Source organism: Bradyrhizobium sp. WD16 (assembly GCF_024181725.1).
GTDB lineage: Bacteria > Pseudomonadota > Alphaproteobacteria > Rhizobiales > Xanthobacteraceae > Bradyrhizobium_A.
The window spans coordinates 493,221-505,729 of record NZ_CP028908.1 but is presented as its reverse complement, the minus strand read 5'-3'; the positions used below and the strand labels follow the sequence as shown (position 1 = coordinate 505,729).

Here is a 12,509-nt window from a genome sequence, read left to right as displayed (position 1 = left end):
CGCCGTTACCGCCGTTCGTCGACGACGCCGTTGCGCAGCGTGCCGATATTTTCGACCTCGACCTCGACGACGTCGCCGGGCTTGAGATAGCGCGGCGGATCGAAGCGGGCGCCGGCGCCGGTCGGCGTGCCGGTGACGATGATGTCACCGGGAACGAGCGTGGTGAAGGTGGTGATGTAGCTGATCAGATAGCGAAAGCCGAAGATCATCCGGCTGGTGCGATCGTCCTGGCGCAGCTCGCCGTTGACCCGCGTGGTCAGCCGCAGGTCGGCGATCTGCGCTTCGCCCGTGAATGGCACCAGCCAGGGGCCGAGGCTGCCGGACGAATCGAAGTTCTTGCCCTGCGTCACGTTGAACTTGGCGTGGCGCACCCAGTCGCGGATCGTGCCCTCGTTGCAGATCGTCACCGCGGCGACGTGATCGAGCGCATCCTGCTGCGCGATGTGGCGCCCGGCGCGGCCGATGACCAGCGCCACCTCGCCTTCGTAGTCGAGCTGCGGCGAGACGGTCGGACGCACCAGCGGCGCGCCGTGGCCGACGAAGGAGCGCGCCGTGCGCATGAACATGCTGGGATATTTCGGCGCGTCCTGGTCGTCCCTGTATTCGGCGTTGCGGTCGGGATAGTTGACGCCGATGCAGATGATCTTTTCCGGCGCCGGCACCGGCGGCCGCAATTCGATCTCGGCGAGGGCGCGATCGGCCTTGCGGCCTGCCGCGCGCTCGGCGAGGCGGGGCAGGGCGTCGGCCGCGATCACCTCGCGCAAGGTCGGTAGCCCAGGTTGCGTCAGGTCGACGACACCGTCGCCGACGACGAGGCCGTAGCGCTCGACGTCGTTGTGCTCGACGTCGTTGTGCTCGACGTCGTTGCGCTCGATGCCGTCGCGGCGAAAGCTGACGAAGCGGGGCGGCTGGCTCATGGCGGCGCTCCTTTGCGAACGATCCGATCAGACGCCGAGGCGCTGGATGTTGTGGGTCCCGCGCGCCAGGCTGATGTGCTTGGTCTCCATGTAGAAGTCGAACGAAAAATCGCCGCCGTCGCGGCCGATGCCGGAGGCCTTCATGCCGCCGAACGGCGTCGGCAGGTGCCGGACATTCTCCGAATTGAGCCAGATCATGCCGGCCTCCAGCGCATCGGCAACGCGCAGCGCGCGGCCCATGTCGCCGGTCCAGACATAGCCGGCGAGGCCGTAGCGCACGCCGTTGGCGATTTCGACCGCCGTGCTCTCGTCCTTGAACGGGATCACGGTGAGGAAGGGGCCGAACACTTCTTCCTGGGCGACGCGCATCGCCGCGCCGGCTCCCGTGACGAGGGTCGGCGCCACATAGAACCCGCCGCCGGGGCCGTCATGCGTTGTCCCGCCGACGGCGATGCTCGCGCCGTCCTGCCGCGCGACGTCGAAATAGGAACAGACCTTGGCGAGGTGGCGCTGGTGGATCAAGGGTCCGATCTCGGTCGCAGGATCGAGCGGATGGCCAACCTCGAGCGCGCGCACCCGGGCCGCGAGCTTGTCGATGAAACGCTCGGCGATGGTGTCCTGGATCAGGAGACGGCTCGACGAGGTGCAGCGTTCGCCGTTGAGCGAATAGATCATGAAGACCACGGCATCGAGCGCGCGCTCGAGGTCGGCATCGTCGAACACGATCACCGGGTTCTTGCCGCCGAGCTCGAAATGGACCCGCTTCAAGGTGGCGGCGCCCTGAGCCATGATCGCCGAGCCGGTCGAGCTCTCGCCGACGAAGCCGATCGCCTTGATGGCGGGGTGTTCGGTCAGCGCCCGGCCGGCGTCCTCGCCATAGCCGTGGACGGTGTTGAACACGCCCGGCGGGATGCCGGCGTCATGCGCCAGCCGCACCAGGAGATCGGCGGTGACCGGCGACCATTCCGCCGGCTTGTGCACGACGGTGCAGCCCGCCGCCAGCGCCGGCGCGATCTTCCAGGTGGAGAGCATGAACGGCGTGTTCCACGGCGTGATGACGCCGACCGGTCCGATCGGCACCCGGGTCGACACGTTCCAGTGCTCGCCGCTCGGCAGGTTGAGGCCGTCGCGAGCGCTTTCGCAGCGGTCGGCGAAGAAACGGAAATTCTCGGCGGCGCGGATCGCCGCCTTGGCCATGAAGCGGTAGGGCTGGCCGGTGTCGAGACATTCGAGCACGGCAATGTCGGCGGCGCGCGCCTCGATGGCGTCGGCCACCTTGTGCAGGAGCTTCTTGCGGCTGGCCGGGGAAATGTCGCGCCAGGCGCGGAATGCCTGCTCGGCGGATCGCGCCGCCGCATCGATCTCGGCGGCGCCGCCGCGCGCCACCTGCGCCAGCACCGCCCGGTCCACCGGCGAGATCGTCTCGAAGGTCGCGCCCGAGCTCGAGGCAACCGTCCTGCCGCCGATGAAATGACCGATGCCGTCGGCGCGCAGCCTGGCGAGAAGCGGCTTCGCCCGTTCCAGGTTGGCGGCATAGAGGTCGGCGGCGCTGCTTGCCTTAGTCATGGCCGGCTTGTCCCTTCAGGAAGGCGTGGATGTTGTTCTTCTTCCAGTTCAGCTCGGCGACTTCGACGATCTCGAAGGACAGCGACAGCAGGCTCGCGGCAAAGACCGGTTCGAGATGGGCGGCGAGCGCCTCGAAGATGGCTTCGCCCGCGGCCTTGCGGGTGTCGAAGTCGCGGCCCTGGCCCATGCGCAGCACCATGGCGAGGAAGGCGAGGTCCGGGTTGCCGTCGCCGATGGCATAATCGTCGCAACGGATGGCGCGCACGCGGATGCCGCCGATCGGAAACACCCCGGTGTCGAGCGCGCTGCGCCGGACCAGCTCGACCACCGCACCGATGTCGGTGCGCTGGCCGAGGTTCGCCGAGTATTCGATGGTGAAATGCGGCATGGTCTCGCTCCGGATCGACGTCAGCCGAAATAGCAATTGACCGAACCATAAGCGCCGAAATCGGCCTGGATGGTGTCGCCCTTGCGGGTTTCGATCGGCCGGATGAAGGAGCCGGCCAGCACCACCTGGCCGGGTTCGAGCGCGAGCCCGAGCGGCGCCAGTTTCTTCACCAGCCAGACGATGCCGTTGGCGGGATGGTTGAGCACGCCGGCGGCGAGCCCGGTCTCCTCCAACTGGCCGTTCTTGTAGCAGAGCGCGCCGATCCAGCGCAGGTCTGCTTCGAGCGGCCGCAGCGGCCGGCCGCCGAGCACGATGCCGGCATTGGCGGCGTTGTCGGCGATGGTGTCGACGATCTTGCGCGTCGCCTGCGTCTCGCGATCGACGCGCTCGATCCGGGTGTCGAGGATTTCCAGCGCCGGCACCACGAAGTCGGTGGCATTGAGCACGTCGAAGATGGTGCAGTCCGGACCCTGCAGGCGATCGCGCATGACGAAGGCGAGTTCCGCCTCGATCCGGGTGGCGATGAAGCGGTCGGTCGGGACGATGCCGCCGTCGGCGAAGAACATGTCGTCGAACAGCACGCCGGAATCCGGCTCGTCGATGTCGAGCGCGCTCTGCATCGCCTTGGAAGTCAGGCCGATCTTGTGGCCGCGCACCACGCCGCCGGCGGCGACCTTGAGTCCGACCAGCGCGGTCTGCACCGCGTAGGCGTCCGCGACCGTCATCTGCGGATATTCGATCGACAGCTGGCGGATCTGGCTGCGGTTCTTCTCGGCATCGAACAGCCGCGCGGCCGCCATGCGGACGGCGTCGGGAGACAGGCTCATCGTGACATCCCCGAGCGTTGCTGCAAACTATTTAACATGTTAAATTGATGGCGGCAAGCCGGGCCGAGTCTGTGGCGCTGCTCCACCTTCGTCGCGGGCATCTACGACCTTGAAGCGGCTCGGCAGGAAAGGCGTGGATGGCCGGGACGGAGCCCGGCCATGACGGGGAATGCGGTTGGGCTTCGTCTACCGGTGGCGCTGCTCAACATTCCGTCGTCATGCCCGCGCTTGTCGCGGGCATCCACGTCTTCACGACGCTGCAGCAAGCAAGTCGTGGATGGCCGGGACAAGCCCGGCCATGACGAGAATGAAGGTCAGGGCGCATCTTTTCACTCCGTTGTCGCCACCCGGATGCGTGAATCTCGTAGGCTTGAAGCGGGGGGGGCGACGCAGAATGCGAATCAGTTAGCGCTTGAAGCGGCGGCGCCGCACAGAATACGAGTCGAGCGCAGCGCGATGCAGGACGCGTGGTGAAGCGAGCAGGAGCGGACCGGTGAGCGAAACGAGGACGCGGCGACGCGCGGCGGCGGAGGTGGAAGCCGTGAGCGCGCATGCGGTGCCGATGCGCGACTTCTCGCGGTCGTTGCCGATGGCGCTGCTGCGCGCCCGCGAGGCGGTGATGCGCCAGTTCCGGCCGATCCTGCGCGCCCATGACCTCACCGAGCAGCAATGGCGGATCCTGCGCGCCCTGTCGGCGGTCGAGCAGATCGAGGCGAGCGAACTCGCCCGCGCCACTTATCTCCTGGGCCCCAGCCTGTCGCGCATCCTGCGCGATCTCGAAGCGCGCGATCTGATCCGCCGCCGCTCGCCGGAAAGCGACCTGCGCCGCGCGCTGGTGTCGATCGCCCCGGCGGGGCTCGCGGTGATCGCAGCGGTGGCGCCGCGCTCCGAGGCGATCTACGCCGAGATCACGGATCGTTACGGCCCCGGCAAGCTCGAGACGCTGCAAGGCCTGCTCGGCGAGCTCGAAGCGGTGCTGCTCGCCTCGCCCCCGAAGCGGCCGCCCGCCCGGCCGAAGGCCGGTTCGGGCAAGGCCAGGCAGGCCGCAAGCCGAAATCCAGGCAGGGATTAAGTGGAATCAGGCATTGAAATGGCGGCGGTGTTTGGCCACTGTCCCGCCACCGCAACGACCTGACGCTCGCGTCGGGACTTCAGCATCAATCATCGGCGCAGGACCCGAACGGGCCGCGTCCAAGGGCCCGATCGGGCCCGGGAGAAATCCAGGCCCGATCGGGCCCGGGGGAAATCCGAAGGGGAGCATAGATGAGCGTGGCAGCAGCAACCGTGCAGGCGACGGGCGACGGCACCGAGGTCGAACGCGCCACCATCAGTGCGATCTCGCGGCGGATCATTCCGTTTCTGGTGCTGGCCTATTTCCTGGCCTATCTCGACCGCGTCAATCTCGGCTTCGCGGCGCTGACCATGAATGCCGAACTGAAATTCTCCCCGATCGTCTTCAGCTGGGGGGCCGGCATCTTCTTCATCGGCTACTTCATCTTCGAAGTGCCGAGCAACATCATCCTGCACAAGGTCGGCGCCAGCCGCTGGATCGCCCGCATCATGGTGACCTGGGGCGTGATCTCGGCGCTGATGGCCACGGTCGGCGGCACCAGCAGCTTCTACGTCCTGCGCTTCCTGCTCGGCGTCGCCGAAGCCGGCTTCTTTCCCGGCATCATTCTCTACCTGACCTACTGGTATCCGGCCGAATATCGCGCCCGCATCCTCGCCGCCTTCGCCATCGCGGTACCGGTCTCCACCGTCATCGGCGCGCCGATCTCGGGCTATATGCTCGGCCTCGACGGCGTCGCCGGGCTGCGCGGCTGGCAGTGGCTGTTCATCCTCGAAGGCGTGCCCTCGATCGTGCTCGGCATCGTCACCTGGTTCTTCCTCACCGACCGTCCCGCCGCGGCGACCTGGCTCAGCGCGCCGCAGAAGGCGTGGCTTGCCGGCCGTCTCGCCCGCGAGGAGGCGGCCCGCGCGGCGGCGCATCCGATGTCGCTCGGCCAGGCGATGTCGTCGCCGAAGGTGCTGGTGCTGTCGCTGGTCTATTTCGGCTTCGTCGGCGCGCTCTACGGCATGCAGTTCTGGCTGCCCCAGATCGTCAAGGCGTTCGGCCTGTCGAACGTCGAGACCGGCTTCGTCACCGCGATTCCCTACCTGTTCGGCTCGATCGCCATGGTGCTGTGGGGGCGGCATTCGGACCGCACCCGCGAGCGCGTCTGGCATGTCGCCCTGCCGCTGTTCCTCACCGCGATCGCGCTCGCCGCGTCCAGCACTCTCGGCAATCCGACGGCCACCATGGTGGCGCTGACGGTGGCGGCGATCGGCGTGTTCTGCACCTTCGCGTTGTTCTGGACCTTGCCGACCGCGTTCCTCAGCGGCACGGCGGCGGCCGGCGCCATCGCGCTGATCAACTCGATCGGCAATCTCGCCGGCTTCGGCGGCCCCTACCTGATCGGCTGGGTCAAGGAGAGCACCGGCAGCACCGAGACCGGCCTGCTCGTGCTCGCGATCTTGCCGCTGGTCGCCGGCATCCTGGTGGTGCTGCTGCGCCACGACACCCGGATCGAATTCTCCGCCGCCGGTGAGAAGGCGCGGTGAGGGGGGCTTCCGGCACTTCTCCAAGCCGTTAGATGAATTTGAACCGTCACCCTGAGGTGGCTGCGCGTAGCGCGGCCCTCGAAGGGCGACGGTCGATGTCTCGAAAAGTGGGCCGTCCATCCTTCGAGGCTCGCTTCGCGAGCGCCTCAGGATGACGTCCTTCGAGGCTCGCGGAGCCTGTCATCGAGCCGCGCCTCGCGCGGCCCCGTTGGCGAGCGCCTCGGGATGACGGGACACAGGCTTGTCCGCCCCGCTGCTTGAACCGCAAGCGGGGCGAGGCGAACCGGCTCCTCCCCACATCGTGAAGGAAATTGCCCCAAAACGGCTACTGACGCTTAACGATTGAGCGCTGATGATTATTGACATTCGTCACTAGTCAGTTAGCTTTATCCCGGTCAATTCTCGGGAGCCTTGCCATGCGCCTCGGCATTTTCCGTCGTAAATTCAAAGTGTTGCTGTCCGTCTCCGGGCTTGCTGTGATGCTTGCCGGCTGCAACGACAAGCCGGCCGAGCAGGCCCAGGACCGGCCGGTGCTGGTTGCCACCGTGCACTATGAAGCCGATGTCCCCGAGCGCAGCTTCGTCGGCACCATCCGGCCCCGGGTCGAATCCGATCTCGGCTTCCGGGTCGCCGGCAAGGTTGCCCGCCGTCTCGTCGAGGTCGGCCAGCGGGTCGAGCCCGGCCAGCCGCTGGCGGTGCTCGACGAAGTCGACCTCAAGCTCCAGGCCGACCAGTCCGAAGCCGAGTTTCGCGCCGCCACCGGCGTCGTCGCCCAGGCGGTCGCCGCCGAGACCCGCGCCAAGGAGCTCAAGGCAAGGGGCTGGAGCACCGATGCCCAGGTCGATCAGGCGCGGGCGTCCGCCGACGAGGCGCGGGCGCGTCTGACGCGCGCCGAGCGCGCGGTCGAACTGACCAAGAACTCGCTGTCCTACACCACGCTCGCCGCCGACGCCCGCGGCGTCGTCACCGCGACCCTCGTCGAGCCGGGGCAGGTGGTGGCGTCCGGCCAGGCGGCGATCCGGATCGCCCGCATTGCCGAGAAGGAGGCGGTGGTCGCCATTCCCGAAACCCTGGTCCAGCGGGCGAGGAGCGGCGAGGCCCATGTCACGCTGTGGTCGGAGCCCGGCAGGCGCTATGCGGCGAAGCTGCGGGAACTTGCGCCCCAGGCCGATGCCGCGACCCGGACCTATCTCGCCAAGTTCACGCTGCCCGACGTCGGCGAGGACGTGCAGCTCGGCATGACGGCGACGCTGATCCTCGCCGATACAGGCGGTGAAAAGGTCGCGCGCGTGCCGCTGTCGGCGCTGTTCAGTCAGGGCGACAAGCCCTCGCTCTATGTGGTCGATGCCAGCGGCGCGGTCAGCCTGCGCCCGGTCACGGTCAAGGCCTACGAGACCAACGACGCGGTGATCGGCGGCGGCGTCGAGGAGGGCGCGCGCGTCGTTGCGCTCGGCGTCCAGAAGCTCGACCCGGCGCAGAAGGTTAGCGTCGTCGCATCGCTGGCGTTCTGAGCGGGGGGGCGAGCATGCGCCGTTTCAATCTGTCGGCCTGGGCGGTTTCCCACCCCGCCTTGATGCTGTTCTTCGTCATCATGCTGGGCGCGGCCGGCTTCTTCTCCTATGAGCGGCTCGGCCGCGCCGAGGATCCGTCCTTCACCATCAAGGTCGCGGTGGTGACCGCGATCTGGCCGGGGGCGACCGCGACCGAAATGCAGTCGCAGGTCGCCGATGCGATCGAGAAGAAGCTGCAGGAGCTGCCCTATTTCGACAAGGTGACGACCTATACCAAGCCGTCCTTCACAGCGATGCAGGTCACCTTCAAGGACAATACCCCGCCCAAGGAAGTGCCGCAGCTGTTCTATCAGCTGCGCAAGAAGCTGACCGACATCCGCAGCGAGCTGCCGGACGGCTTGATCGGGCCCAACGTCAACGACGAATACGGCGACGTCGATTCCGTCCTCTACATGCTGACTGCCGACGGCGCGAGCTACGCCCAGCTCAAGACCGTGGGCGAAGGCCTGCGCCAGCGCCTGCTCAAGGTGCCGAACGTCACCAAGGTCAATCTCTACGGCGTGCAGGACCAGAAGATCTTCGTCGAATTCTCCCACGCCAAGCTCGCCACCCTCGGCATCACCGCCCAGGCGATCTTCGATTCGCTGTCGCGGCAGAACGCGGTCAGCCCCGGCGGCGTGGTCGAGACCTCGTCGCAGCGGGTGCCGCTGCGCGTGTCCGGCGCCCTCGACGGCGTCAAGGCGGTGGCCGCAACCCCGATCGCGAGCGGCGGCCGGGTGTTCCGGCTCGGCGACATCGCCACGGTGAGCCGCGGCTACGAGGACCCTTCCGACTACAAGGTCCGCCAGCGCGGCAAGCCGGCGCTCGGCATCGGCATCGTCATGGCCAAGGGCGCCAACATCCTCGAGCTCGGCAAGGACGTCGGCGAGGCCAAAGACGAGTTCATGAAAGGCGTGCCGCAGGGTTTCGAGCTCGAGCAGATCGCCGATCAGCCCCAGGTGGTCGATCACGCGGTCGGCGAGTTCGTCCGCTCCTTCATCGAGGCGCTGGCGATCGTGCTGTTCGTCAGCTTCGTCGCGCTCGGCTGGCGCACCGGCATCGTCGTCGCGCTGAGTGTGCCGCTGGTGCTCTCCGTGGTTTTCATCATCATGAACGCCATGGGCCTCGATCTGCACCGCATCACGCTCGGCGCGCTGATCATCGCGCTCGGCCTCCTGGTCGACGACGCCATCATCGCGGTCGAGATGATGGTGGTGAAGATGGAGCAGGGCTGGGACCGGATCCGCGCGGCCTCGTTCGCCTGGGAATCCACCGCCTTTCCGATGCTCACCGGCACGCTGGTGACGGCGGCGGGTTTTCTCCCCGTCGGCTTCGCCAACTCCTCGACCGGCGAATATGCCGGCGGCATCTTCTGGATCGTCGCCATCGCCCTGATCGTCTCCTGGTTCGTCGCCGTGCTGTTCACGCCCTATATCGGCGTCAAGCTGCTGCCTGACTTCGCCAAACACGCTGGCGACGGACATGGCGGCAACGATCCGCAGGCGATCTACGACACGAGGATCTACCGCGCGCTGCGGCGGGTCGTCGAATGGTGCGTGCGCTGGCGCGGCACCGTGGTGATCGCCACGGTCGGAATCTTCGCGCTGTCGATCGCGGCCTTCGGCCTCGTCCAGCAGCAGTTCTTCCCGCTGTCGGAACGGCCCGAATTGTTCTTCCAGCTGCGGATGCCGGAAGGCACCGCCTTCGGCGTCACCGAGAAGACCGCGGAGAAGGCCGAGCAGCTGCTCAAGGGCGACGGCGACATCGCGACCTATACGACCTATATCGGCCAGGGCCCGCCCCGGTTCTGGCTCGGGCTCAATCCGCAGCTGCCGAACGAGGCCTACGCCGAGATCGTCGTCGTGGCGAAGGACGTCGAAGCGCGCGAACGGATCAAGGCGCGGCTGGAGAAGGCGGTGGCCGCGGGCGAACTGGCCGAGGCGAGGGTCAGGGTCGACCGCTTCAATTTCGGTCCGCCGGTCGGCTTCCCGGTCCAGTTCCGCGTCGTCGGTCCCGACCCCAAGGTGGTGCGCGAGCTCGCCTACAAGGTGCGCGACGTCATGCGCGAGAATCCGAACGTGGTCGACCCGCATCTCGACTGGAACGAGAAGTCGCCCTACCTCAAGCTGGTGGTGGACCAGGATCGCGCCCGCGCGCTCGGCCTGACCCCGCAGGACATCTCCCAGGCGACCCAGATGCTGATCTCCGGCGCCACGGTGACGACGGTGCGTGACGGCATCGAGAAGGTCGCGGTGGTGGCCCGCGCCGTCGCCGGCGAGAGGCTCGATCTCGGCCGTGTCGCCGATCTCACCATCTATTCGAGCAACGGCGTCGCCGTGCCGCTCTCCCAGGTGGCGAAGATCGAATATGCGTTCGAGGAGCCGATCCTGTGGCGGCGCAACCGCGACATGGCGATCACGGTGCGCTCCGACATCGTCGACGGCGTCCAGGCGCCGGACGTCACCAACCAGATCTGGCCGAAGCTCGCCTCGATCAGGGACGCGCTGCAGCCCGGCTATCGCATGGAGATGGGCGGCGCCATCGAGGAATCCGCCAAGGGCAATGCCTCGCTGGCGGCGCTGTTCCCGGTGATGGTGATCGCGATGCTCACCCTGCTGATGATCCAGCTGCAGAGCTTCTCGCGTCTCGCCCTGGTCTTCCTCACCGCGCCGCTCGGCCTGATCGGCGCCGCGTTCGGGCTTCTCGTCACCAACCGGCCGTTCGGCTTCGTGGCGCTGCTCGGCCTGATTGCGCTCGCCGGTATGATCATGCGCAACACCGTCATCCTGGTCGATCAGATCGAGAGCGACGTTGCGGGGGGCCTGACCCGGCGCCAGGCCATCATCGAGGCCACGGTGCGGCGGGCCCGGCCGGTGGTGCTGACCGCGCTGGCGGCGATCCTGGCCATGATTCCGCTGTCGCGCTCGGCGTTCTGGGGGCCGATGGCGGTTACCATCATGGGCGGCCTGTTCGTCGCCACCTTCCTCACGCTGCTTTTCCTTCCCGGCCTCTATGCGCTATGGTTCAGGCGTTCGCTGGAGGACCGCGGTCAGCCGCAATCCGTTGATGCGGAAGAAAGAAACCATGAGGGCGGTGACGCCGAGATCGACCGAGCCGCGCCGGGCCATTTCCCGCTGGCCGCGGAGTAGCCCGGCGGAGATGTCCCAAAGCGTGCCCCTCCGCCTGACAAGGACAAGAAGCCAAAGATGGCCCTGATCGCCGACCATATCGAAACCGACACCCAGCAGCGGGTCGTCACCACTGCCGAGCGGCTATTCCGCGAGATCGGCTACCAGAAGACCACGGTGGCGGACATCGCGCGGGTGCTGCGGATGAGCCCGGCCAACATCTATCGCTTCTTCGATTCCAAGCGGGCGATCTATGAGGCGGTGGCCAGCCGGCTGATGGGCGAGGTGGAGACCGCGGCGACCGCGATCGCCTTCGAGCCCGAGGAGCCGGTCGGCCGGCTGCGACGGCTGCTCGCCACGATCCACCACATGAACGCCGAGCGCTATACCGGCGACGAGAAGATCCACCAGATGGTCGCGATGGCCATGGAGGAGGACTGGCAGGTCTGCACCGCCCATGTCGAACGCATCACCGGCATCATCGCCAAGGTGATCGACGACGGTGCCCGCGAGGGAGTCTTCGCCGCGCCCGACGTGGCAGTGACGGCGATGGCCACCGCCAGCGCCATGCTGCGCTTCTTCCATCCCCAGATGATCGCCCAGTGCGCCTGCAAGCCGGGCCCGACCCTCGAGCAGATGATCGATTTCGTCATCTCGGCGCTGACGCCGAAGCAGCCGGCCCGCTGAGGCGCCGGACGGCGAGGGCGCTTGCGCGCTTCGCCGTCAGATCCTGTTGACCTGTCGCTGCTATACTCGGCGGACCGTCTTCGGACCGACCGATTTCGCATCAGAAAGGATCGCCTTGCCGATGTCCCGCGACTTCCACGTCTACGAGCCCGTCCAGGGCCATGGCCTGCGCCACGATCCGTTCAACGCCATCATCGGGCCGCGGCCGATCGGCTGGATCTCGTCCTGCGACAAGGAGGGCAGGGTCAATCTCGCGCCCTACAGCTTCTTCAACGCCTTCAACTACAAGCCGCCGATCATCGGCTTCTCCAGCATCGGCAAGAAGGATTCGATCCGGAACGTGATGGAGACCGGCGAGTTCGTCTGGAACCTCGCCACCAGGGAGCTCGCCACCCGGATGAACGCCACCGCCGCCCATGTGCCGCCGGGGGTCGACGAATTCGACATCGCCGGCCTCACCAAGGTGCCGGGCCGGCTGGTGCGCCCGCCGCGGGTCGGCGAGAGCCCGGCGGCGATGGAATGCAAGGTGCTGCAGATCGTCCAGCTCCAGGACAAGGAGGGCAACAAGGTGCCGTCCTGGCTGACGCTCGGCGAAGTGGTCGCGGTCTATATCGATCGCGCCCTGATCAAGGACGGCGTCTACCAGACCGCGCAGGCGCACCCGATCCTGCGAGCGGGCCGGATGGGCGACTATGCCGAGATCACCCCCGAGATCATGTTCGAGATGGCGCGGCCGGACTGACGGCGGCTTCGCCGGGTGCAGCCTGGTGGCGACGGACCTTGCAGCAACAGGTCTTGCGGCAACATGTATTGCGTCGACGAATCCCGCGCCGACGATCTGAAAG

10 protein-coding genes are annotated in these 12,509 nt (G+C 67.3%); 6 read left to right on the top strand and 4 right to left on the bottom strand.

The window, feature by feature from the left end; genetic code table 11:
• Positions 1 to 5: 5 nt before the first annotated feature.
• The 4 genes from DB459_RS02385 to hpaH are packed head-to-tail and all read right to left on the bottom strand — an operon-like array spanning position 6 to position 3,698.
• Entirely contained in the window at positions 6 to 917 is a 912-nt protein-coding gene (locus DB459_RS02385) for a fumarylacetoacetate hydrolase family protein (protein ID WP_253711362.1), read from the bottom strand.
• A gap of 27 nt (positions 918 to 944) precedes the next feature.
• Positions 945 to 2,483, bottom strand: coding sequence for a 5-carboxymethyl-2-hydroxymuconate semialdehyde dehydrogenase (hpaE, locus tag DB459_RS02380; RefSeq protein ID WP_253711361.1), 1,539 nt, complete (start codon positions 2,481 to 2,483; stop codon positions 945 to 947).
• Complete coding sequence (locus DB459_RS02375) at positions 2,476 to 2,871, bottom strand: 5-carboxymethyl-2-hydroxymuconate Delta-isomerase (RefSeq protein ID WP_253711360.1); 396 nt, start codon at positions 2,869 to 2,871, stop codon at positions 2,476 to 2,478. The genes hpaE and DB459_RS02375 overlap by 8 nt, the downstream gene beginning before the upstream one ends.
• A 20-nt stretch (positions 2,872 to 2,891) precedes the next feature.
• Positions 2,892 to 3,698, bottom strand: coding sequence for a 2-oxo-hept-4-ene-1,7-dioate hydratase (hpaH, locus tag DB459_RS02370; protein WP_253711359.1), 807 nt, complete (start codon positions 3,696 to 3,698; stop codon positions 2,892 to 2,894).
• 562 nt (positions 3,699 to 4,260) lie between these two features.
• On the opposite strand from hpaH, the gene hpaR reads away from it, so the two are divergent.
• From hpaR to DB459_RS02340, 6 genes are all read left to right on the top strand, one after another.
• Positions 4,261 to 4,770: a homoprotocatechuate degradation operon regulator HpaR gene (hpaR, locus tag DB459_RS02365; protein ID WP_253713740.1), complete on the top strand. Its 510-nt coding sequence runs from the start codon at positions 4,261 to 4,263 to the stop codon at positions 4,768 to 4,770.
• A 191-nt stretch (positions 4,771 to 4,961) separates the two neighbouring features.
• Positions 4,962 to 6,299 carry an MFS transporter gene (locus DB459_RS02360; RefSeq protein WP_253711357.1) on the top strand — a complete coding sequence of 446 codons (1,338 nt, stop codon included), beginning with the start codon at positions 4,962 to 4,964 and terminating at the stop codon, positions 6,297 to 6,299.
• 416 nt (positions 6,300 to 6,715) lie between these two features.
• Positions 6,716 to 7,810, top strand: coding sequence for an efflux RND transporter periplasmic adaptor subunit (locus tag DB459_RS02355; RefSeq protein ID WP_253711356.1), 1,095 nt, complete (start codon positions 6,716 to 6,718; stop codon positions 7,808 to 7,810).
• Between the two features lie 14 nt (positions 7,811 to 7,824).
• The gene (locus DB459_RS02350; protein ID WP_253711355.1) at positions 7,825 to 10,998 is read left to right on the top strand and encodes an efflux RND transporter permease subunit; all 3,174 of its coding nucleotides are present in this window, start codon (positions 7,825 to 7,827) and stop codon (positions 10,996 to 10,998) included.
• A gap of 57 nt (positions 10,999 to 11,055) precedes the next feature.
• Positions 11,056 to 11,664 (top strand): TetR/AcrR family transcriptional regulator, encoded by a 609-nt coding sequence (locus DB459_RS02345; RefSeq protein WP_253711353.1) that lies wholly within the window; start codon positions 11,056 to 11,058, stop codon positions 11,662 to 11,664.
• A 121-nt stretch (positions 11,665 to 11,785) separates the two neighbouring features.
• Positions 11,786 to 12,406 (top strand): flavin reductase family protein, encoded by a 621-nt coding sequence (locus DB459_RS02340; protein ID WP_253711352.1) that lies wholly within the window; start codon positions 11,786 to 11,788, stop codon positions 12,404 to 12,406.
• Positions 12,407 to 12,509: the final 103 nt, after the last annotated feature.

Excerpts from the sequence above, each read along its gene's own strand:
- DB459_RS02385 (WP_253711362.1), bottom strand. The coding sequence starts at position 917 with ATGAGCCAGCCGCCCCGCTTCGTCAGCTTTCGCCGCGACGGCATCGAG.
- hpaE (WP_253711361.1), bottom strand. The coding sequence starts at position 2,483 with ATGACTAAGGCAAGCAGCGCCGCCGACCTCTATGCCGCCAACCTGGAA.
- DB459_RS02375 (WP_253711360.1), bottom strand. The coding sequence starts at position 2,871 with ATGCCGCATTTCACCATCGAATACTCGGCGAACCTCGGCCAGCGCACC.
- hpaH (WP_253711359.1), bottom strand. The coding sequence starts at position 3,698 with ATGAGCCTGTCTCCCGACGCCGTCCGCATGGCGGCCGCGCGGCTGTTC.
- hpaR (WP_253713740.1), top strand. The coding sequence starts at position 4,261 with ATGCGCGACTTCTCGCGGTCGTTGCCGATGGCGCTGCTGCGCGCCCGC.
- DB459_RS02360 (WP_253711357.1), top strand. The coding sequence starts at position 4,962 with ATGAGCGTGGCAGCAGCAACCGTGCAGGCGACGGGCGACGGCACCGAG.
- DB459_RS02355 (WP_253711356.1), top strand. The coding sequence starts at position 6,716 with ATGCGCCTCGGCATTTTCCGTCGTAAATTCAAAGTGTTGCTGTCCGTC.
- DB459_RS02350 (WP_253711355.1), top strand. The coding sequence starts at position 7,825 with ATGCGCCGTTTCAATCTGTCGGCCTGGGCGGTTTCCCACCCCGCCTTG.
- DB459_RS02345 (WP_253711353.1), top strand. The coding sequence starts at position 11,056 with ATGGCCCTGATCGCCGACCATATCGAAACCGACACCCAGCAGCGGGTC.
- DB459_RS02340 (WP_253711352.1), top strand. The coding sequence starts at position 11,786 with ATGTCCCGCGACTTCCACGTCTACGAGCCCGTCCAGGGCCATGGCCTG.